This is a genomic window from Georgenia ruanii, assembly GCF_009193175.1.
GTDB lineage: Bacteria > Actinomycetota > Actinomycetes > Actinomycetales > Actinomycetaceae > Georgenia > Georgenia ruanii.
Genome location: NZ_VUKE01000008.1, coordinates 94,668 through 116,079, shown reverse-complemented (window position 1 = coordinate 116,079; position 21,412 = coordinate 94,668). Strand labels below are relative to the sequence as shown.

The 21,412-nt window shown below is 75.0% G+C and carries 17 protein-coding genes; 15 read left to right on the top strand and 2 right to left on the bottom strand.

Translation table 11 applies throughout. The features are described from left to right. Window positions 1-52: 52 nt before the first annotated feature. Window positions 53-793 (bottom strand): hypothetical protein, encoded by a 741-nt coding sequence (locus tag GD880_RS09775; protein WP_152231434.1) that lies wholly within the window; start codon window positions 791-793, stop codon window positions 53-55. 46 nt (window positions 794-839) lie between these two features. Between GD880_RS09775 and pdxT the strand changes: the two genes are divergently transcribed. The 10 genes from pdxT to GD880_RS09725 all read left to right on the top strand — a co-directional run bounded on the left by pdxT (window position 840) and on the right by GD880_RS09725 (window position 11,708). Continuing rightward, window positions 840-1,499 (top strand): pyridoxal 5'-phosphate synthase glutaminase subunit PdxT, encoded by a 660-nt coding sequence (gene pdxT / locus GD880_RS09770; RefSeq protein WP_319593261.1) that lies wholly within the window; start codon window positions 840-842, stop codon window positions 1,497-1,499. A gap of 12 nt (window positions 1,500-1,511) precedes the next feature. Further along, window positions 1,512-2,273, top strand: coding sequence for a YebC/PmpR family DNA-binding transcriptional regulator (locus GD880_RS09765; RefSeq protein WP_152231433.1), 762 nt, complete (start codon window positions 1,512-1,514; stop codon window positions 2,271-2,273). Between the two features lie 114 nt (window positions 2,274-2,387). Beyond that, window positions 2,388-3,005, top strand: coding sequence for a crossover junction endodeoxyribonuclease RuvC (gene ruvC / locus GD880_RS09760; RefSeq protein WP_152231432.1), 618 nt, complete (start codon window positions 2,388-2,390; stop codon window positions 3,003-3,005). 57 nt (window positions 3,006-3,062) lie between these two features. Then, window positions 3,063-3,668, top strand: coding sequence for a Holliday junction branch migration protein RuvA (gene ruvA / locus GD880_RS09755; RefSeq protein ID WP_152231431.1), 606 nt, complete (start codon window positions 3,063-3,065; stop codon window positions 3,666-3,668). Then, window positions 3,661-4,680, top strand: a complete 1,020-nt coding sequence (gene ruvB / locus GD880_RS09750) for a Holliday junction branch migration DNA helicase RuvB (RefSeq protein ID WP_152231430.1) — start codon at window positions 3,661-3,663, stop codon at window positions 4,678-4,680. Before ruvA ends, ruvB begins: the two co-directional genes overlap by 8 nt. A 215-nt stretch (window positions 4,681-4,895) precedes the next feature. After that, window positions 4,896-5,369 carry a preprotein translocase subunit YajC gene (gene yajC, locus GD880_RS09745; RefSeq protein ID WP_152231429.1) on the top strand — a complete coding sequence of 158 codons (474 nt, stop codon included), beginning with the start codon at window positions 4,896-4,898 and terminating at the stop codon, window positions 5,367-5,369. 67 nt (window positions 5,370-5,436) lie between these two features. Then, window positions 5,437-7,401 (top strand): protein translocase subunit SecD, encoded by a 1,965-nt coding sequence (gene secD, locus GD880_RS09740; RefSeq protein WP_152231428.1) that lies wholly within the window; start codon window positions 5,437-5,439, stop codon window positions 7,399-7,401. After that, complete coding sequence (secF, locus tag GD880_RS09735) at window positions 7,401-8,516, top strand: protein translocase subunit SecF (protein WP_152231427.1); 1,116 nt, start codon at window positions 7,401-7,403, stop codon at window positions 8,514-8,516. The genes secD and secF overlap by 1 nt, the downstream gene beginning before the upstream one ends. Further along, the gene (locus GD880_RS09730; RefSeq protein WP_152231426.1) at window positions 8,513-9,064 is read left to right on the top strand and encodes an adenine phosphoribosyltransferase; all 552 of its coding nucleotides are present in this window, start codon (window positions 8,513-8,515) and stop codon (window positions 9,062-9,064) included. Before secF ends, GD880_RS09730 begins: the two co-directional genes overlap by 4 nt. 310 nt (window positions 9,065-9,374) lie before the next feature. Next, window positions 9,375-11,708 carry a RelA/SpoT family protein gene (locus GD880_RS09725; protein ID WP_152231425.1) on the top strand — a complete coding sequence of 778 codons (2,334 nt, stop codon included), beginning with the start codon at window positions 9,375-9,377 and terminating at the stop codon, window positions 11,706-11,708. A gap of 85 nt (window positions 11,709-11,793) precedes the next feature. Here GD880_RS09725 and GD880_RS09720 read toward each other — a convergent pair whose 3' ends face one another. After that, entirely contained in the window at window positions 11,794-13,665 is a 1,872-nt protein-coding gene (locus GD880_RS09720; RefSeq protein ID WP_226909529.1) for a DUF349 domain-containing protein, read from the bottom strand. Between the two features lie 353 nt (window positions 13,666-14,018). Between GD880_RS09720 and GD880_RS09715 the strand changes: the two genes are divergently transcribed. The 5 genes from GD880_RS09715 (at window position 14,019) to GD880_RS09695 (ending at window position 21,309) form a co-directional block, all read left to right on the top strand. Further along, window positions 14,019-14,753 carry an MBL fold metallo-hydrolase gene (locus tag GD880_RS09715; RefSeq protein WP_152231424.1) on the top strand — a complete coding sequence of 245 codons (735 nt, stop codon included), beginning with the start codon at window positions 14,019-14,021 and terminating at the stop codon, window positions 14,751-14,753. Between the two features lie 174 nt (window positions 14,754-14,927). Then, entirely contained in the window at window positions 14,928-16,283 is a 1,356-nt protein-coding gene (hisS, locus tag GD880_RS09710) for a histidine--tRNA ligase (RefSeq protein ID WP_152231423.1), read from the top strand. Continuing rightward, window positions 16,280-18,034 carry a dynamin family protein gene (locus GD880_RS09705; RefSeq protein WP_152231422.1) on the top strand — a complete coding sequence of 585 codons (1,755 nt, stop codon included), beginning with the start codon at window positions 16,280-16,282 and terminating at the stop codon, window positions 18,032-18,034. The genes hisS and GD880_RS09705 overlap by 4 nt, the downstream gene beginning before the upstream one ends. After that, window positions 18,031-19,710, top strand: coding sequence for a GTPase (locus tag GD880_RS09700; RefSeq protein WP_226909528.1), 1,680 nt, complete (start codon window positions 18,031-18,033; stop codon window positions 19,708-19,710). Before GD880_RS09705 ends, GD880_RS09700 begins: the two co-directional genes overlap by 4 nt. 327 nt (window positions 19,711-20,037) lie before the next feature. After that, window positions 20,038-21,309 carry a heparan-alpha-glucosaminide N-acetyltransferase domain-containing protein gene (locus GD880_RS09695; RefSeq protein WP_152231421.1) on the top strand — a complete coding sequence of 424 codons (1,272 nt, stop codon included), beginning with the start codon at window positions 20,038-20,040 and terminating at the stop codon, window positions 21,307-21,309. Window positions 21,310-21,412: the final 103 nt, after the last annotated feature.

The following is a 21,412-nucleotide window of genomic DNA, read 5'->3' as shown; positions in this document are numbered from 1 at the left end:
GATCTCGCTGAGCGCGCCTGTTCTACCTGCCGCGATCGCCGCGTCGCGGCCCTCAGCCCCGCGCGGGGCGCACCAGCGCCGGGTCGACGGCGATCCAGATGGCGTCGGCGCGGGCGAGCAGCCGCCCGTCCTCGGTGTACAGGGCCGTGCCGCTGTGGTGCTTGCGGCCCACCACCCCCTGCGGCCACGCGACGACCACGTGCGCCGCGCCGACCTCCGGCAGCTCGCGGACCTGGGCGGTCATGGTGCCGAGCACCATCGGCCGGCCGGCGAACCCCAGCGCCCAGGCGCCCGGGCAGTCCAGCGCCGCCCACGCCATCTCCACGGAACTCTCCCGCGGCACCCACGCCGCGGCGAACACGCTCCCGCCGTCGGTCGGGCCCGGGCGCAGGGCCAGGCCGTCCGCTGGGTCCCGGTCGGTGCCGCACACGAAGCAACCCGGGAAGGGGTGGTCGTGCAGCCCCGGGAAACCACCCGCGGCCGCGACGGCCTCGGCGTAGCCCACCGGCCCCGGCACGTCGCCGGCGAGCGGACCGGTGGCCGGCCCCGCGCGCAGCACCCCGTGCGGGCCGTCGAGCACCTCGATCCCGGCGTCGTCGCGGCGCACCTCCATCGCCGTGTCCAGCGGGGGAGGGCTCAGCAGCCGCACGCTGACGGCCGGCCCACCCGGCTCCGTGAGCAGACCGGCGGCGTGCCCGCTGACCCAGCCGCCGTTCCCGGAGGCCGGCGGGCCGCAGAAGCGGGCCGGGACGACGAAGGGCGTGCTCACGCGGTCGAGGACGGGGGCGCTCACGCCCCGCACGCTAGCCCACCTCGCCCGGGTCCTAAGATGGTTGGACGTGAGTCCCTCCATCCCCAGCGTCGGTGTCCTGGCCCTGCAGGGCGACGTGCGCGAGCACGTCGCCGCCCTGACCGGGGCCGGGGCCCGCCCCCTGCCCGTGCGCCGCCCGGCCGAGCTCGCCGCCGTCGACGGCCTGGTCCTCCCCGGTGGGGAGTCCACGACGATGGAGAAGCTGCTCCGCGCCTTCGACCTCTTCGAGCCGCTGCGCGAGCGGATCGCCGAGGGGCTGCCGGTGTACGGCTCCTGCGCCGGGATGATCCTGCTCGCCGACCGGGTCGCAGGCGCCACCGCGGACCAGACGACGCTCGGCGGCATCGACATGACCGTGCGCCGCAACGCGTTCGGGCGGCAGGTCGATTCCCACGAGCAGTACCTCACCGCGCCCGCGCTCGGCGCGGGAGAGGGCGAGCCGCCGCTTCACGCGGTGTTCATCCGCGCCCCGTGGGTCGAGCAGGTCGGCGAGGGCGTCGAGGTGCTCGCCCGTGCGGCCGCACCGGCAGCTGGCGACGCCGACGGTAAGATCGTCGCAGTGCGGCAAGGCAGGCTGCTGGCGACCGCCTTCCACCCCGAGATCGGGGGCGAGATGCGCGTTCACCGTTTGTTCGTCGAGATGGTCTCGGACGCCCGCCTGCCGAGTACGCAGCAACTGACGAGCTGAGGAGCTTCACTGATGTCCGGGCACTCAAAGTGGGCCACCACCAAGCACAAGAAGGCCGCGATCGACGCCAAGCGCGGCAAGCTGTTCGCGCGCCTCATCAAGAACATCGAGGTGGCCGCCCGCACCGGCGGCGGTGACCCGGCCGGCAACCCGACGCTCTTCGACGCCATCCAGAAGGCGAAGAAGAGCTCCGTCCCGGCCGACAACATCGACCGGGCCGTCAAGCGCGGCTCCGGCGCCGAGGCCGGTGGGGCCGACTACGAGACGATCATGTACGAGGGCTACGCCCCCGGCGGCGTCGCCGTCCTCGTCGAGTGCCTCACCGACAACCGCAACCGCGCCGCCTCCGACGTGCGCGTGGCGTTCACCCGCAACGGCGGCAACCTCGCCGACCCCGGTTCGGTGTCCTACCTGTTCAACCGCCGCGGCGTCGTCGTCGTGCCCAAGAGCGACGGGCTGACCGAGGACGACGTCCTCGGCGCCGTCCTCGACGCCGGCGCCGAGGAGGTCAACGACCTGGGGGAGTCCTTCGAGGTCATCTCCGAGGCCGGGGACGTCGTCGCGGTGCGCACCGCCCTGCAGGACGCCGGGCTGGACTACGACTCCGCCGAGGCGCAGTTCGTCCCGTCCATGGAGGTCGACGTCGACGTCGAGGGCGCCCGGAAGGTGCTGCGCCTCATCGACGCCCTCGAGGACAGCGACGACGTGCAGAACGTGTTCGCCAACTTCAACGCCACCGACGAGGTCATGGCCGCCCTGGAGGAGGAGGACTGACCGCCCGCGGGTGACGCCTCCTGCCGCGCCCCGGCCGCGTGACGTCGGCGACGTCACGCGGGCCGGGGCGTGTGGCTGCCGGGCCGCGCCGGCGGGCGGTGGTTGGCTGGGCACGTGCGCATCCTCGGAGTCGACCCCGGCCTGACCCGGTGCGGCCTCGGCGTCGTCGAGGCCGCCGGCGGACGCAAGGTCCGCCTGGTCGCCGTCGACGTCGTGCGCACGCCCGCCGAGCAGGCCCCGCACCTGCGCCTGCTCACGGTCGCCGAGGCCCTCGACGCCTGGCTCCGGGAGCACCGCCCCGACGTCGTCGCCGTCGAGCGCGTCTTCGCCCAGGCCAACGTGCGCAGCGTCACCGGCACCTCCCAGGTGGCCGGGGTGGCCATGCTCGCCGCCGCGCGCGCCCACCTGCCGCTCGCGCTGCACACCCCCAGCGAGGTCAAGGCCGCCGTCACCGGCAACGGCCGCGCCGACAAGGTGCAGGTGCAGGAGATGGTCATGCGTATCCTCGGCCTCGCGGCCCGCCCCAAGCCCGCGGACGCGGCCGACGCGCTCGCCCTGGCCATCTGCCACGCCTGGCGCGGCGGCGGCGTGGGCAGCGCCGTGCGGGCGAGCTACGGCGGGGCTGACACCCTGCCCCGCGCGGCCGGGGCGGGCCTGACCCCCGCCCAGCGCGCCTGGGCGGAGGCCGAGCGGGCGGCGCGCCGGGCCGGCGCTGTCGCACCCAAGAGGTAGGTTGATCGTCGTACAGGTGTTCGTCCCCGCTGCGGCGGGCCGTCGCGAGAGGACCGCATGATCGCGTCAGTCACCGGTGAGGTGGAGGCCGTCGGGCTGGACCGCGCGGTGGTCCGTGTCGGCGGGGTGGGCATGCTGGTGCACGCCACGCCCACGACCCTGGCCGGCCTCGTCCCGGGCCGCGAGGCCCGGCTCGCCACCTCCCTTGTCGTCCGGGAGGACTCCCTGACCCTGTTCGGCTTCGCCGACGACGACGAGCGCGAGGTCTTCGAGACCCTCCAGACCGTCTCGGGCGTCGGGCCGCGCCTGGCCCTGGCCATGCTCGCCGTGCACACCCCCGACGGGCTGCGCCGCGCCGTGGCCGGCGAGGACCTCGCCGCCCTGCAGCGCGTGCCCGGCATCGGCAAGAAGGGTGCCCAGCGCATCGTCCTGGAGGTGGGGGAGAAGCTCGGCCCCGCCACCGGCGAGGCCGCGCCCGCGGTCACCCCCGCGGCGGCCGCCCCCTCGCCCGAGGTCGTCGAGGCCCTGGTCCAGCTCGGTTGGAGCGAGAAGGTCGCCGCCGGCGCCGTGGAGGCCGTGACCGGCGCCGACGGCGGCCCCGTCGACGTCCCGGGCGTGCTCCGGGCGGCCCTGCAGCACCTGGGCGGGCACCGCCATGGCTGACGATCGCGTGGTCGACTCCGCCGCCGACGACCTCGAGCGCGCCGCCGAGGCCGCGCTGCGCCCGCGCCGGCTGGCGGACTTCGTCGGCCAGCCCGTCGTGCGCGACCAGCTCTCCCTCGTGCTCGACGCCGCCAACGCCCGCAACACCCCGCCCGACCACGTGCTGCTCTCCGGCCCGCCCGGGCTGGGCAAGACCACCCTGGCGATGATCATCGCCGCCGAGGTCGACGGCGCGCTGCGGATGACCTCCGGCCCGGCCATCCAGCACGCCGGGGACCTCGCGGCGATCCTCTCCTCGCTGCAGGAGCGCGACGTGCTCTTCATCGACGAGATCCACCGCCTGGCCCGCCCCGCCGAGGAGATGCTCTACCTGGCGATGGAGGACTACAGGGTCGACGTCGTCGTCGGCAAGGGCCCGGGCGCCACGTCGATCCCGCTGAGCCTGCCGCCCTTCACCGTCGTCGGCGCGACCACCCGGGCCGGGCTGCTGCCGGCGCCGCTGCGCGACCGGTTCGGCTTCACCGGCCACCTGGAGTTCTACTCCCCGGCCGAGCTCGAGCAGGTGCTGCGCCGCAGCGCCGGGCTGCTCGGGGTGGAGCTGCGCGGCGACGCCGCGGCCGAGCTGGCGTCGCGCTCGCGCGGCACCCCGCGCATCGCCAACCGGCTGCTGCGCCGGGTCCAGGACTTCGCCCAGGTGCGCGGGACCGGGGTGCTCGACCTCGCCGCCGCGCACGGCGCGCTCGACGTGTTCGAGGTGGACCGGCTCGGCCTGGACCGGCTCGACCGCGCCGTGCTGCAGGCGCTGTGCCAGCGTTTCGGCGGCGGCCCGGTCGGCCTGACCACCCTGGCCGTGACGGTGGGGGAGGAGCCGGAGACCGTCGAGACGGTCGCCGAGCCGTTCCTCGTGCGCGAGGGCCTGATCGTGCGTACCCCGCGCGGGCGCATGGCCACCCCGGCCGCCTACGACCACCTCGGCCTGCGCCCCCCGTCCGAGGGCATGCTGTTCGCCTGACGGCGTCCGCCGACCGTGCGGGGTCGTGGGTTCGGGCCGCGTGCCCGCCACGAGCCGTGCGGGCCGCTCGGCGGGGCGGATCGGTGCGGTGCCCCGCGCGCGTCGCCCCTGGCCTCTCAGAACCGTCGCCGCTGGCCGCTCAGTACTGGTGTGCGGACTCACCGGGGCCCGGTGTTCCGGCCGGGGCCGCCGCTCGCCTAGACTCAGGGGGCCAAATGCCCTCAACCGAGCGGAGCCACGCCCTCATGGGATACGAAATCTTTCTCTTCCTCGCCCTCATGATCGGTGTCATGTGGTTCACCACGAACCGCGGGAAGAAGAAGATGGCCGAGCAGCGCGAGCGCATGGGCCAGGCCATGGTGCCCGGGACCTCGGTCATGACCATCGGCGGCTTCTTCGGCCGTGTCGTCGACGTCGACGGCGACGTCGTGACCCTCGAGAGCCCGTCGGGCGTCGAGACCATCTGGCTCAAGAGCGCCATCAAGGAGATCAAGGAGCCGCCGTTCGCTCCGGCCCACGAGGACGGCGAGCACCTCGTCGTGCCCGACGACGCCTCCTCGCTGACGACCGACCCGCCGGCCGAGGCCGCCACGACCGAGCCCGAGGACCGCCCGGTCGGCGACCCGGCGGACGACCCGGAGCGGTCGGAGGACCAGGGCCCGCGCCCCGGTCCCGAGCCACGCGCCTGACCCCGCCCGCCCTCCGTCCCCGCCGGCCCACGGCCGGCGGCACAGCCCTGCACCGAGAGAAGACACCGTGGCGAAACGCCCGAACCAGCCCCGGCCCGGCCGGAAGCTCATCTTCCTGGCCGTCGTGATCATCGCCCTGATCGGCAGCCTCGTCGCCGGCGTCCAGCTGACCAAGGGCCAGGAGGACGCCGCGTCCCTCGCCCCCAAGCTCGCGCTCGACCTGGAGGGCGGCACCCAGCTCATCCTCACGCCCAAGACCACGGACAACTCCCAGGTCACCCAGAAGGACGTCGAGCAGGCCATCGAGGTCATCCGCCAACGCGTGGACGCCTCCGGGGTGAGCGAGGCGGAGATCACCAGCCAGGGCGGGCAGAACATCGTCGTCTCGCTTCCCGGGCAGCCCTCGGAGGAGACCCTCAACCTCGTCCGCGAGTCCGCGCAGCTGCGCTTCCGCCCGGTGCTGGCCGCCGGCGCCCCCGGCACCATCGACCCCGCCGCGGTGGCCGCCGCCGAGAAGGGCGAGCAGCCCACCGCCCAGCCCACGACCAAGCCGACGGCGGACGAGATCAAGGCCGCCGCGATGAAGGCGGCCGACACCGACGGCGACGGCAAGCTCTCCGACACCCCGGCGACGGAGCCGGCCAACAGCTCCGACCCCGCCTGGATCACCGAGCAGGTCAACTACGACTTCTACACGCTCGACTGCACCGACCCGGCCAACCGCACCGGCGGCTCCACCGACGACCCGGCCAAGCCGATGGTCTCCTGCTCCCAGGACGGCAGCCAGAAGTTCATCCTCGGCCCGGCCGCGCTCGAGGGCACCGCCGTGAAGACCGCGACGGCCGGGATCGGCCAGAACTCCCAGGGCATGAGCACCGGCCAGTGGGTGGTGAGCCTGCAGCTCAACGGCGAGGGCACGAAGACCTTCGCCGAGTTCAGCCAGCGCCTGCTCACCCTGCAGGAGCCCCGGAACCAGTTCGCCGTCGTCCTCGACGGGCTCGTGGTCTCCAACGCGCGGATGAACGACGCCATCCTGGACGGCCGCGCCCAGATCTCCGGCAACTTCACCCAGGCGACGGCCAACCAGCTCGCCAACCAGCTGAACTTCGGCTCGCTGCCGCTGAACTTCGAGGTCCAGTCCGAGGACCAGATCTCCGCCACCCTGGGCAGCGAGCAGCTCGCCCGCGGCGTGCTCGCCGGCATCATCGGCGTCATCCTCGTGGTGCTGTACATGATCTGGCAGTACCACGGCCTCGGCGTCGTCTCCATCGCCAGCCTGGTCGCCGCCGGCATCCTCAACTACGGCGTCATCGCGCTGCTGTCCTGGACGATCGGGTACCGGCTGTCCCTGCCCGGCGTGGTCGGGTTGATCGTCGCCGTGGGCATCACGGCGGACTCCTTCATCGTCTACTTCGAACGCATCCGCGACGAGGTGCGCGAGGGCCGCGTGCTCAGCGCCGCCGTCGAGCGCGGCTGGGACCGTGCCCGCCGCACCATCCTCGCCTCCGACGCGGTGAACTTCCTCGCCGCGGTGGTGCTGTACTTCCTCGCCGTCGGCGGGGTGCAGGGCTTCGCGTTCACCCTGGGCCTGACCACGCTCATCGACCTCGTCGTCGTGATGCTCTTCACCCACCCGGTCATGCAGCTGCTCGTGCGCACGAAGTTCTTCGGCGAGGGCCACCGCTTCTCCGGCCTCGAGCCGAAGTCCCTGGGCGCGACGTCGATGACCTACCGCGGCCGCGGCCGGTTCGCCCCCGCCCCGGCGCGCGCCGCCGCCCGCGACAAGGCGCTCGTCGGCGCCGGCGTCGGGACGGGCGGAGCGCTGCCCGGCGGCACCGGTCCGGCCAGCCCGGAGGAGGCCGGCGAGGGCCGCCGCCTGACCATCGCCGAGCGGCGCGCCGCCGAGCGCGCCCGCCAGCGCGCCGAGGAGACCGCCGCGTCGCCCGGCCCGGACCCCGCCGACACCGGCCCCGACGCCGCCGCGGCCGACCAGGACGATCCCCAGAGCCCGAACGCAGGAGGTGAGCGGTGATGGCCAGCCTCGCCACCCTCGGCAACGAGCTCTACACCGGCAAGCGGTCGATCAACTTCGTCGGCCGGCGCCGCACCTGGTTCGCCGTCGCCGGCGCGCTCATGGTCGCCTCGCTGCTGCTGCTCGGCTTCAAGGGCATCAACGCGGGCATCGAGTTCCGTGGCGGGTCGCAGTTCACCGTCTCGGGCGCCCAGACCCTCGACCAGCAGCGGGCCTACGACGTCATCGCGCAGACCGGCACGGGCGAGGCCCCGCGCGTCTCCGGGGTGGGCGCCAACTCGCTGCGCGTGCAGACGGGGAAGCTCACCGACCAGCAGACCCAGCAGGTCAAGCAGGGGCTCGCCGAGGAGTACGGCGTGCCCGTCAACGACGTCGCAGCCACCTACGTGGGCCCCTCGTGGGGGTCCAGCGTGACGGCGAAGGCCTTGCAGGGCCTGGTGATCTTCCTCGTGCTCGTCTCGATCGTCATGGCGGCGTACTTCCGGACCTGGACGATGTCCCTGGCGGCCATCGGGGCGCTCGTGCACGACCTCGTCGTCACCGTGGGCATCTACGCCCTCGTCGGCTTCGAGGTGACCCCGGCGTCGGTCATCGGCTTCCTCACGATCCTCGGGTACTCCCTGTACGACACGGTCGTCGTGTTCGACAAGGTCCGCGAGAACAACGCCCACCTGCTCAACCAGAAGCGGCGCACGTACGCCGAGGGCGCCAACCTCGCGGTGAACCAGACGCTGGTCCGTTCTATCAACACCTCGGTCACCGGCCTGCTGCCGGTCGCGTCGATCCTGTTCGTCGGTGCCTTCCTCCTCGGCGCCGGCACCCTGCGCGACATCGGCCTCGCCCTGTTCGTCGGCATGCTGCTCTCCACGTGGTCCTCGGTGTTCATCGCCGCGCCGCTGGAGGTCTCGCTGCGCGAGCGGCAGGCCCCGATCGCCAAGCACACCCGCCAGGTGCTCGCCCACCGCGCCAAGACCCGCGCCGCCAACGGCGAGGGCGGGGATGACGACGGCGAGGCCGACCTTGCGCCCTCCACCGAGGACCTCGGGGTCGGCGTCGTGGCGGGCCACCACCTCGGGCCGAGCGCCCAGCCGAAGCGAAAGAAGGGCCGACGATGACGGCAGCACCCACCTCCGCGTTCCCTGCGCAGCTCACGGACCTCGTCCGTGACCACGTGCGCGAGGTGGCCGACTTCCCGGCGCCGGGGGTGCTGTTCCGGGACATCACGCCGCTGCTCGCCGACGGCGCCGCGTTCGGCGCGCTGGTGCGCGGGCTGGCCGAGAAGTACCGCGGCCAGGTCGACGCCGTCGCCGGCCTGGAGTCGCGCGGGTTCATCCTCGCCGCGCCGCTGGCGCTGGAGCTCGGCGTCGGCATGATCACCGTGCGCAAGGCCGGCCGGCTGCCCGGGCCGGTGCTCGGCGTCGACTACGCCCTCGAGTACGGCACCGCGCGGATGGAGCTGCGGCCGGAGACCATCAGCGAGGGCCAGCGCGTCCTCATCATCGACGACGTGCTCGCCACCGGCGGCACGGGCGCGGCGGCCATCGAGCTCGTCGAACGCAGCGGCGGCGACGTCGTCGCGCTGGCGATGCTGCTCGAGCTCGCCGCGCTGGGCGGGCGGACCAAGCTCGACGGCTACCAGGTGGACTCCGTCCTGGTGTACTGACCGCCGGTCCCGGTCGGCGCCCGCCTCGTCGTGCGCCGGCGGGCCGTCGGCCAGGTTTCCTGGCGACCTCCGTCGCTCTGGTGGCCGGGTCGCCGGCCAGGTTTCCTGGCGACCCCCGTCGCTCTGGCGGCCGGTTCGCCGGCCAGGTTTCCTGACGACCCCCGTCGCTCCGGCGGCCGGTTCGCCGGCCAGGTGTCTCCTGACGACCACCGTCGCTCCGGCGGCCGCCCCGCCGGCCTGCCGTTTCGCCCGGGGACGAAGCGGCCGGGCCTTGGTCGTGGGTGCTCCGGGCACGCCGTAGGATCGTGCAATGGCCGGTGAACGGGTGCAGACGACGGGGGAGGGCAGCGCCGCCGAGTCGGTGGTGCCCGGCTCCCGCGTGCGCTCCCGTCTCGTGTGGCTGGGCTCGCGCGGGCACTCCAGCCCGCCGGCGATCGAGCCGTTGCTGCGCGCCGTCCGCGCGAACCATCCCAAGGCGGACACCCAGCTCATCGTCCACGCCTACGAGGTGGCCGAGCGGGCCCACCGGGGCCAGCTGCGCAAGAGCGGCGACCCCTACATCACCCACCCGGTCGCCGTCGCCACCATCCTCGCCGAGCTGGGAATGACCGCGCCCACTCTCGCCGCCGCACTGCTGCACGACACCGTCGAGGACACCGGGTACCCGCTCGAGGAGCTCCGCGCCGAGTTCGGCGACGAGATCGCCCTCCTCGTCGACGGCGTGACCAAGCTCGACAAGGTGACCTACGGCGACGCCGCCCAGGCCGAGACGGTCCGCAAGATGGTCGTGGCCATGGCCAAGGACATCCGCGTCCTGGTCATCAAGCTCGCCGACCGCCTGCACAACGCCCGCACGTGGAAGTACGTGCCGGCGGACAAGGCGGGCAAGAAGGCCCGGGAGACCCTGGAGATCTACGCCCCGCTGGCCCACCGGCTGGGCATGAACACCATCAAGTGGGAGCTCGAGGACCTCTCCTTCGCCACCCTGTACCCGAAGGTCTACGAGGAGATCGAGCACCTCGTCGCCGAGCGGGCACCCGCCCGGGACGAGTACCTCGCCACGGTGCGCCAGCAGATCGAGGCGGACCTGCGCACCGCGAAGATCCGCGGCGTGGTCACCGGCCGGCCCAAGCACTACTACTCGATCTACCAGAAGATGATCGTCCGGGGCCGCGACTTCGACGACATCTTCGACCTCGTCGGCGTGCGGGTGCTCGTGGACACCGTGCGCGACTGCTACGCCGCCCTCGGTGCGATGCACGCCCGCTGGACCCCCCTGCCGGGGCGGTTCAAGGACTACATCGCCATGCCGAAGTTCAACCTCTACCAGTCGTTGCACACCACCGTGGTCGGGCCGGCCGGCAAGCCGGTGGAGATCCAGATCCGCACCCACGACATGCACCGGCGCGCGGAGTACGGCGTCGCGGCGCACTGGAAGTACAAGGAGAACCCCAACGCCAAGGGCGCCAAGGTCGACGGCGGCCCGCCCGGCGGCGGGGAGATGGGCTGGCTGCGTCAGCTCGTCGACTGGCAGCGGGAGACGGCGGACCCGGGGGAGTTCCTCGACTCGCTGCGCTACGAGATGTCCGGGGCGGAGGTCTACGTCTTCACCCCCAAGGGCGACGTGCTCGCGCTGCCGGCCGGGGCCACGCCGGTGGACTTCGCCTACGCCGTGCACACCGAGGTCGGCCATCGCACGGTGGGCGCCCGGGTCAACGGCCGGCTCGTGCCGCTGGACTCGGTGCTCGAGAACGGCGACAGCGTCGAGGTCTTCACCTCCAAGGCGGAGAACGCCGGGCCCAGCCAGGACTGGCTCAGCTTCGTCAAGAGCCCCCGCGCGCGCAACAAGATCAAGGCCTGGTTCACCAAGGAGCGCCGCGAGGAGGCCATCGAGGCCGGCAAGGCGCAGCTGACCAAGGCGATGCGCAAGCAGAACCTGCCCATCCAGCGCCTGATGAACCACGACTCGCTCAGCGCGCTGGCCACCGAGATGCGTTACGCCGACGTGTCCGCGCTGTATGCGGCGGTCGGCGAGAACCACGTCTCGGCGTCGAACGTCGTCCACCGGCTCGTGCAGTCGATGGGCGGGGAGCCGGGCGCGGAGGAGACCCTCGCCGAGGCCACCATGCCCGGCGAGCACCGGCCGCGGCACCGCACCGGCGACTCCGGCGTCGTCGTCGAGGGCATGAGCGACACCGACATCTGGGTGAAGCTCGCCCGCTGCTGCACGCCGGTGCCGGGGGACCCGATCGTCGGGTTCATCACCCGCGGGTCGGGGGTCTCGGTGCACCGGGCCGACTGCGGCAACGTCGAGGGCCTGCGCGCCCAGCCGGAGCGGATGGTCGGGGTCAGCTGGGCCGCCCAGGCGCACAGCACGTTCCTGGTCCAGATCCAGGTTGAGGCGCTGGACCGCAATGCGCTGCTGTCCGACGTGACCCGGGTGCTGTCGGACAACCACGTCAACATCCTGTCCGCGTCCGTCTCCACGTCCCGGGACCGGGTGGCCATCAGCAAATTCGTCTTCGAGATGGCCGAGCCCTCGCACCTCGGGCACGTGCTCAACGCCGTGCGGCGCATCGACGGCGTCTTCGACGCCTACCGCGTCACGGGCACGAAGAACACGCGCACCGCCACGGCGGTGTGACGGCCGGGCGGCCCACGCGGCGCCCGCTTCGGCCCAGACACGAACGGCCGGCCCCCGGAGGGGCCGGCCGGCGGTGTTTCGGGGCTCAGTCCCGCGCGGTGCGCTGGACCTGGTCCAGCCACGCGCGGCGGGCGTCGAGGGCGGTCTGCGCCTCGGCGATCTGCGACTCGTCGCCGGTCTCGCGGGCCCGGGCCAGGTCGGCCTCCAGGCCGGCGATGGCGGCCTCGAGCTGGGCCGCGGCGCCCTCCGCGCGGGCCTTCTTTTCCGGGTCGGTCCGCTGCCAGGCCGCCTGCTCGGCGTCGCGCACCGCCTGCTCGACGGCGCGCATGCGCCCCTCGACGCGCTGGACGTCCGCCCGGGGCACCTTGCCCGCGGCGTCCCACTTGTCCTGGAGCGGCCGCAGGGCGGCCTTGGCGGCCTTGACGTCCGTGACGGGCACCAGCGCCTCGGCCTGCTCGAGCAGCGCGAGCTTGACCTTGAGGTTCTCGGAGTACTCGGCGTCGATCTCGGCGTTCTGGGCGTTGCGGGCGTCGAAGAAGCGCTGCTGGGCGGCGCGGAACCGTGCCCACAGCGCGTCGTCGTCCTTGCGGGAGGCGCGACCGGCCGCCTTCCACTCGTCCATCAGCTGCCGGTACGCGGCGGTGGTGCGGCCCCAGTCCGTCGAGGCCGCCAGCTCCTCGGCGCGCGCGATGAGCTGCTCCTTGGCGTCCTTGACCTGCGCCTGGGAGGCGTCGAGCTCGGAGAAGTACTGCCGGCGGTGGCGGTCGAAGGCCGTGCGCGCGTGCGAGAACCGCTTCCACAGGGCGTCCTCGGTGGGCCGGTCCAGGCGCGGGCCGGTGCGCTGGGCGTTCTTCCACTGGTCGAGCAGGTCCCGCAGCCGCTCCCCGGACTGCTTCCACTGGGTGCGGGTGGGGTCCTGCGCGGCGACCTTCTCGGCCTGCTCGACGATGGCCGTGCGGTCCGCGACTGCGCGGGCGCGCGCGGCCTCCCGCTCGGCCGCGGCCTCCGCGCGGCGCTCCTCGGCGGCTGCGCGGACGCGGTCGAGGCGGGTGCGCAGCCCGTCGAGGTCGCCGACGGCGGTGGGCTCCTTGAGCGCGTCGGTCAGGGTGGCGAGGGTCTGGTCGATCTCCTTGCCGCTGAGCTGGGGGAGCCGCGCCTCGAACAGCGCGACCTGCGCCTGTAGGTCGAGGAAGCGGCGGACGTAGAACCCGAGGGCCTCCTCCCGGTCGGCGCCGGTGTACTGGCCGACGACGCGTTCGCCGGTGGCCTCACGCACCCAGACGGTGCCGTCGTCGTCCACCCGGCCCCAGGCGGCGGCCTCCGCGGCGTCGTGGGCGTCGACGGGCGGCACCGGCGGCGCGGCGACGGGGGCCGCGGCGGCGGGCACCTTGGGGCGCGGGACCGGGCGGGGCACCGCGCGCGGGCCGGGGCGGGCGTCGGCGGGCGAGGGTGTGGGGTGCGGCCGCTCGGCGGGCGCGCCGTGGGGCGCGGCCGCCGCGATCTCGTCGGCGCCGCCCGGCTCGGCGGAGGCAGCGTCCGCGGCGGGGGCGGCCGGCTGCGCGGGAGCCTCGGCGCGCTCGGGCTGAGGCGCCGTCGCGGTCTCGCCGGTGGCGTCCGGTCCCGCGGGGGCGGCGTCCGCGGCCGGGGCGGCGTCCGGTCCCGCGGAAGCGGCCTCCGCGGCGGGAGCGGGGACGGCGTCAGGGGCGGACGGCTCTGCGGCGTCCGGTCCCGCGCCGTCGGCGACGTGCGCCGCCGGAGCGGCCTGAGCGGCCTGAGCGGCCTGAGCGCCGCTCGCGGGGGCGTCGCCCGCCGCCGCACTCTCCGCCGTCGGGGTGACCTCCTCCGCGCGCTCGGACTCCGCGACCACCGACGCCTCCGTCTCCGGGGATGCCTGGGCATCGTTCTGGGTCTGCTCGTTCGCTGCGCGGGTCTCGCTGGGGCTCGACTGCTCGGTCACTTGGACGTCACTCCTTCTCGATGACGGAGTTGGCGTGGTGCCACACCGTTCTCGTACCTGCCCGGGGCGGTCCCGCCGCCGCGGCCCCACCGCGCCTGCGCGCCCGCGGGCGCGCGTCCCGGTCCGCGTCGCGGCCCGGGTGCGTGGAGAGGCCCTCAGTCTAGGGACTGAGGCGACGGGGATCACACCACATTCGCGACGCGGCGGGTTGAGGACCGCCCTCGAGCGGCGGCGGGCGCGCCCCGAGCGGCGCTTGGCGTGCCCCGGGCGGCCCGCACGGCGCGGAGCACGGTCCGATCTCGGAGCCGGGCTCCCCGGGAAGGAACGGCCCGAGCGGCCGATAGCCTGGGCCCATGCTGCTGCTGCGGGCGACCGCCCCCGTGCTCGAGACCCATGCGTACGTCCTGGCCGCCGAGGAGGGCGGGACCGCCGTCGTCGTCGACCCCGGCGCCGGCGCCGCGCCGGTCGTGACAGAGCTGCTCTTCCGGCACCGGCTGCGCCTCGGGGCGGTGGTCATCACCCACGGCCACGCCGACCACGTCTGGGACGCCGCAGCGCTGGCCGGCGACGCCCCGGTGTACATCGCCCCCCGCGACGCGTACCGGCTGGAGGACCCGGCCGGCGCCCTCGGCCCCCTCGGCGAGTACTTCACCCAGCTGGCGCCGACGCCGTGGCAGTCGCCCGCCGGCGCCGCGCCCTTCCCGGCGTCCTGGCTCACCGGCGGGGGTGGGGAGGCGGTGCCCGGGGTGGTGCTGCGCGCGGTGCCCGCCCCCGGGCACACGGAGGGGTCCACGCTGCTCCTCGCCCGCGGACGGGTGGAGACCGACGGGGTGCTGCCCGCCCACGCCGAGCCCGACGACGACGGGATGCACCTCGTGGCGCTGTGCGGGGACGTGTTCTTCGCCGGCTCGATCGGCCGCACCGACCTGCCCGGCGGGGACGCCGACGAGATGTCCGCCACCCTACGCACCCTCACCCGCGCGCTGCCGCCGCACACCGTGCTCCTGCCCGGGCACGGCCCGGCGACCGTCCTCGCCGACGAGCTGGCCACCAATCCGTACGTGCGGGAGGCGCTGGGCCGGCGCTGAGCGGCCGCCGTCCCACGCGGCGCGGCCGTCCACCTGGCGCCGAGCAGCCGCGCCCACGCCGAGCAGCCGTCCGCCCACGCCGAGCGGCCGTCCGTCGGGCGCCCAGCGGAGGACGCCGGCCGCGGCGGCGGGGCGAATCGCCCGGAAGGGCGCGCGGGTGCGAAGATCGTGGCCATGGCACGTGCGTCCTCCCTGTCCGGATTCCCCGAGTGGCTGCCCGACGGCCGCGTCGTCGAGAGCTACGTCCTCGACTCCCTGCGGCGCACCTTCGAGCTCCATGGCTTCGCCGGGATCGAGACGCGCGCCGTCGAGCCGCTGAGCCAGCTGCTGCGCAAGGGCGAGACCTCCAAGGAGGTCTACCTGCTGCGCCGGCTGCAGGAAGACCCCGAGGACACAGCGTCCGAGGACCCCGACAAGCAGCTCGGCCTGCACTTCGACCTCACCGTCCCCTTCGCGCGCTACGTCCTCGAGCACGCCGGGCAGCTGACCTTCCCCTTCAAGCGCTACCAGATCCAGAAGGTCTGGCGCGGCGAGCGACCCCAGGACGGCCGCTTCCGCGAGTTCACCCAGGCGGACATCGACGTCGTGGGCGCGGACACCCTGCCGTTCCACTACGAGGTGGAGCTGCCGCTCGTGATGGCCGAGGCCCTGGCGGCCCTGCCGATCCCGCCGGTGCGCATCAGCGTCAACAACCGCAAGGTCGCCCAGGGCTTCTACGAGGCCATCGGGCTGGAGGACGTCGAGGCGGCGCTGCGCGTGATCGACAAGCTCGACAAGATCGGCCCCGAGGCGGTCGCCGTCGCGCTGGAGCAGGAGGCCGGCGCGACGCCGCAGCAGGCCGCTCACGCCCTCGCCCTCGCCTCGATCTCCGGGGTCGACGCCGGGGTGGCGGACCAGGTCCTCGCCCTGGGCTTCCGCTCCGACCTGCTCGACGAGGGGCTCGGCGAGCTGGTCGCGCTGCTCGAGGCGGCCGAGGACCTCGCCCCCGGCACCGTCGTCGCCGACCTCAAGATCGCCCGGGGCCTGGACTACTACACCGGCAGCGTCTACGAGACCACCCTGGTGGGCCACGAGAACCTCGGCTCGATCTGCTCGGGCGGGCGCTACGACTCCCTCGCCTCCGACGGCAAGCGCACCTACCCCGGCGTCGGGCTGTCGATCGGCGTGTCCCGGCTGCTCGCCCGCGTGCTCGGCGACGACCTCGCGCGGGCCACCCGGCCGGTGCCCACCGCCGTGCTCGTCGCCGTCACCGACGAGGAGCACCGCCGGGCCAGCGACCGGGTCGCGCGCGCCCTGCGCGCCCGGGGCATCCCCACCGACGTCGCCCCGACCGCGGCGAAGTTCGGCAAGCAGATCCGCTACGCCGACCGCCGCGGCATCCCGTTCGTGTGGTTCCCCGGCGAGGAGGCCGACGAGGTCAAGGACATCCGCTCCGGGGAGCAGGTCCCCGCCGACGCCGCCACGTGGACCCCGCCGCAGGAGGACCTGTGGCCTCGGGTGGTCGTCCCGGTGCCGGCGGAGCGTCGATGACGCTGCTCGCGAGCCCCGACGGCGCCCGCGCGGTGCTCGCGGCGCTGGACGGGCTGCGCGAGGCCCTCGTCGGGCTGGCGCTCCCGCTCGACGTCGCCGGCGCCGACGAGGCCCGCGCCGAGCGGGCCGAGGTGCTCGACCAGCTCGGCGACTACGTCATCCCGCGCTACGAGCAGCTCGAGGCGCCCCTGCTCGCCGTCGTCGGGGGCTCGACCGGCGCCGGGAAGTCCACGCTGGTCAACGCCCTGCTGCGGGACCGCGTCGCCGTGGCCTCGGCCATCCGGCCCACCACACGCCGACCGCTGCTGGTCCACCACCCCGACGACGCGGCCTGGTTCGCCGACGACCGCGTCCTGCCCGGCCTCGCGCGCGTCACCCTCGCGCCCGGCGCGCCGGCCGCCCCCGGGACGGGGGCGGGCGCCCACCACGAGCTCGAGCTGCGGGCCTCGGCCGAGCTGCCCGAGGGGCTGGCGCTGCTCGATGCCCCGGACATCGACTCCGTGGTCACCGAGAACCGTCAGCTGGCGAACCAGCTGCTCGCCGCGGCCGACCTGTGGGTGTTCGTCACCACCGCCGCGAGGTACGGCGACGCCATCCCGTGGGCGCTGCTCGCCGAGGCGGCCGCCCGCCGCATCGTCGTCGCCGTCGTCCTCGACCGGGTCCCGGCCGGGGTGAGCGCGGAGGTGCGCCAGGACCTCGCCGCGCGGCTGGAGGAGGAGGGACTGGGCCGGGCGCCGCTGTTCGTCATCCGGGAGACCACCCTCGACCCCGACGGGCTGCTGCCCGCCGACGACGTCGCCGCCCTGCGCGGCTGGCTGCACGGCATCGCCGCCGACGCCGGCTCGCGGGCCTCGGTGGCCCGCCAGACCCTCGGCGGTGCCGTGGACGCCGTCCTCGAGCGGGCCTCCGGCGTGGGCGACGCCGCCCGCGCCCAGATCGGTGCGCAGAACGCCCTGGCCGCGCAGGTGGACGAGGCCTACGCGCAGGCCCACCAGCGCCTCATGGCGGCCACCGCCGACGGGGCGATGCTGCGCGGGGAGGTGCTCGCCCGCTGGCAGGAGTTCGTCGGCACGGGGGAGTTCTTCCGGTCCGTGGAGGCCCACGTGGGCCGCGTCCGCGACCGCATCGGCAGCTTCTTCCGGGGCCGTCCCGCCCCGGCCGAGCAGGTCGGCGTCGCCATCGAGACCGGGCTGCAGACCCTGCTCGTGGCCGAGGCCGCCCGGGCCGCCGCCGACGTCGACCACGCCTGGCGCCTCGAGCCCGGCGCCCGCACCGTCCTCGCGCGGGCCACCGCGGCGCTGACCTCCGAGGACCGGCTCGTCGACCAGGCCTCGGCGCAGGTGCGCGGCTGGCAGGGCGACCTGCTGGGCATGGTGCGCGAGGAGGGCGCCGACAAGCGGTTCACCGCGCGGATGCTCTCCTTCGGCGTCAACGGCCTGGCCATCGCGCTCATGGTGGTCCTCTTCGCCTCCACCGCGGGGCTGACGGGCGCGGAGATCGCCATCGCCGGCGGCACCGCCGTCGTGGCCCAGAAGCTCCTCGAGGCGGTCTTCGGCGACGACGCCGTGCGCAAGATGACCCAGGCGGCGCGCGCCGACCTGCACCGGCGGGCCGGGGAGTTCCTCGCCGCGCAGGCGGCCGCCTACCGCGGCGCCCTCGCCGGGCTCGCCGTCGACCCCGGCGGGCCGGACCGGATCGGGGCCGCCGTCACCGCCGTGCGCGCCGCCCGGCGCGCGGAGGCGGGCCTGTGAGCGCGCTGCTGCGCCGCGGCCCGGCCGACCCGGCTGCCACCCTGCCGCGCGACCTGTCCCTGCTCGGCGAGGCGGTCGAGCTGGCGGACGGGCACCTGCCTGCTCCCGCCGTCGAGGCCGTCCGGGCGCTGCTCGGCCGCGCCGAGGAACGGCAGAACCTCGCCGCCGGACGGACAGTCGTGGCCCTGCTCGGGGCGACCGGCTCGGGCAAGTCCTCCCTGTTCAACGCGCTGCTCGGGCGCGAGGTGGCCAAGGTGGCGGCTCGCCGTCCCACCACCCATCAGCCGCTGGCGGCGGTGTGGGGCGACGACGACGCCGCCGACCTGCTGGACTGGCTCGGCGTGCCCGAGCGCACCGTGGCCGGGGATGGCCCGGACGTCCCCGACGGCCCGGGCGAACCCGACGGCCCGGGCGAACCCGACGGCCCCGACGGCCCCGGCGGGCTCGTGCTGCTCGACCTGCCCGACATCGACTCCACCGTCGCCGACCACCGGCGGGTGGCGGGGCGGATGGCGGGCCGTGTCGACGTGCTCGTCTGGGTGCTCGACCCGCAGAAGTACGCCGACGGGATCGTGCACGACGACTTCCTCGCGCCCATGGCCGCGCACGCGGACGTCACCCTGGTGGTGCTCAATCAGGTCGACACCTTGGCCGCGGACGAGCGCGCGGCCGTGCTCGCCGACCTGGCCCGGCTGCTGGCCCGCGACGGGCTCGACGGGGTGGAGGTGCTCGCCGTCTCGGCCCGCGAGGGCAGCGGCGTTCCCGAGCTGCGTGAGCGGATCACCGCCGTCGCCGAGGGCCGGCGCGCGGCGCAGCTGCGCCTGGCCGCGGACGTGCGCACCGCCGCCACCGCGCTCGCCCGCGCGGCGGAGGCCGACGCGGCTGCGGCTCCGGTGGAGGTCGGGGACGCCGCGGTGGCCCGGCTCGTGGGCGCCGCGGCCCAGGCCGCCGGGGTGGACGCCGTGCGCTACGCGACCCGCGGGTCGTACGTCCGCGCCGCCCGCCGGCACGTGGGCTGGCCACCCGTGAGATGGGTGTCCCGGCTGCGCCCGGACCCGCTCAAGCGTCTGCACCTGGGCGCGCAGGCGGAGGACGTCCGCCTGGCGCGCACCTCGCTGCCCGGCCCCACGCCGGTGCAGGAGGCAGCGGTGCGGGCCGCGGCGCACGCCATGGTCGCGAGCGGCACCACGCACCTGCCCGGGCAGTGGCGCGCCGACGTGCTGGAGGACGTCACCGCGCGCGTCCCCGCGCTGGTGGATTCCCTGGACCAGCGGGTGGCCGGCGCCGAGCTCGAGCAGACCCGACGACCGGCCTGGTGGCGGGTGCTGGGCGTGCTGCAGTGGGTGTTCCTGCTCGCGGCGGTCGCCGGCGCGGCCTGGCTCGGCGTCCTCGCCGCGCTGTCCTATCTCCGCCTGCCCGAGCCGGTCACGGCGATGGCCGGGCCCCTGCCCTGGCCCACCGTGCTGCTCGGCGGCGGGCTCGCGGCCGGGTTGCTGCTGGCGCTGGTGGGGTCCGTGGCCGCGCGGGCCGGCGCGAGGCGCCGGGCTCGGCGGGTCGAGCGGCGGCTGCGGGCCGCGGTGGACCAGACCGTGCGCGAGCAGGTGGTCGGCCCGCTGGAGGAGCAGCTGGCCGAGTTCTCGCGGTTCGCCGGGGCGCTGGCCGAGCTGGCGCGCTGACCTCGCCGGCCCTGCCGTCCGCCCCGCGGCCGAGAACGTCGACGGCCTGCGCGGGGTCGGCGCGGGACGGCCCGCGGCCACGCCCACGCCGCGGCGCACGGAAACGGCGGACCGTGTCGGGAGGCACACGGTCCGCCGGTGCCCGAGCGCGGCCGTCGCCGCAGATCCTGACCTCGTCGGTCCGCTGACAGGCCTGTCAGCCACGCTTCCGTGTCGCCGGGCGTCTGGTTAGCGTGGTCGCTCCAGCGTGGCCGTGCTCGACCCCGCTTGCGCAGAACTCGCGGCCGCGAGGGTGACGTCCTCAACGATGAGCGGGAGGAGTTCGCCATGGCCGAGCGAGAGGCGCACATCCGGGCGAATGCGGCTGCGGGACCTACCGGTGGGTGGAGCACGCCAGGTGCCGCCGCCGAAGCACCGGTCCGAACCGCCGGCGCGCCCGGCAAGCCGCGGTTCCTGGGCGTCGACGTCACCCGCGGGGTCGCCCTCGTGGCGATGCTGGCAGCGAACGTCTGGAAACCGCTGGGGCCCGACGGCGGGCCGTCGCTGGCCGGCATGACCGTCATCGGCCGGTCCGCCACCCTGTTCGTGATGGTGGCGGGCATCAGCCTGGCCTTCATCACCGGGGGACGGCACCCCGTGCAGGGCCGCGTCCGGCGCGCCGCCCGGGCGAACATCGCCGCCCGCGCCGTGCTGATCGGCGCCATCGGCCTGGCCCTTGGCTACGTCGCGACGATCTCGGTCATCCTGGCCTACTACGGCGCGTTCTTCCTCCTGGCCATCCCACTGGTCGGGCTGCGGCCGCGGACGCTGGCCGGCATCGCCGTCGGACTGGTCGTGGTCAGCCCGCTGATCCTGCTGGCGTCCTACGCCCTCGGCTGGGAGGAGGCCGTCGACCGACTCACCCTCTCCGCGCCTCTTTCCAACCCCGGCGGCTTCGTCCAGCAGCTGCTCGTCACGGGCGACTTCCCGGCCGTGACCAACATGGCCTACATCTGCGCCGGCCTGGCCATCGGGCGGCTCAACCTGTCCTCCACGACGGTGGCCCGCCGCCTGCTGGTCGGCGGCCTGGCGACGGCGGTCGTCACCTGGTTCGTCTCGTGGTTGGTGCTCTACCCCCTGGGCGGTCTGCAGCACCTCCTCGCCGCGGGCGCGGGGGCGACGCCGGACCAGGTGGTCTGGGACGCGGACGAGGTGCCCTCGTGGTGGTGGCTCGGCGTCAACGTGCACCACTCCGGCGCTCCGCTCGACATGCTGCACACCGTGGGCTGCGCGATCGCCGTCCTCGGCGCCGTCCTGCTGGTGACGAAGCTCCCCGCCGCCCGGCGCCTGCTGTGGCCGATCGGGGTGGCCGGGGCGATGACCTTGACCATCTACTCCACCCACACGCCTTTCGCGCTGTCGGACCTGGTGGGCGAACCCCTTGCCCGGTACCTCATCATCATCGGCGTCGCGCTGCCGTTCGCCGTCCTGTGGCACAAGTACCTCGGGCAGGGCCCGCTGGAGCGGTTCGTGGCGGCGGGGGCGAACCGGGCCCGGGCCGCGGTGCTCGCCGCCCCCGACCGTCACGGGGTGGTCGCCGGTCCCGGGAGCCCGGGGTAGCGGGAGCCGAACGCCCCGCCCGACGGCGCCAGCCCGCACGGCGTCCGGCGAGTCGGTCGGTGCGGTGGCCGGTGCGTCAGTCCGCGTCGACAGTCCGACGCGT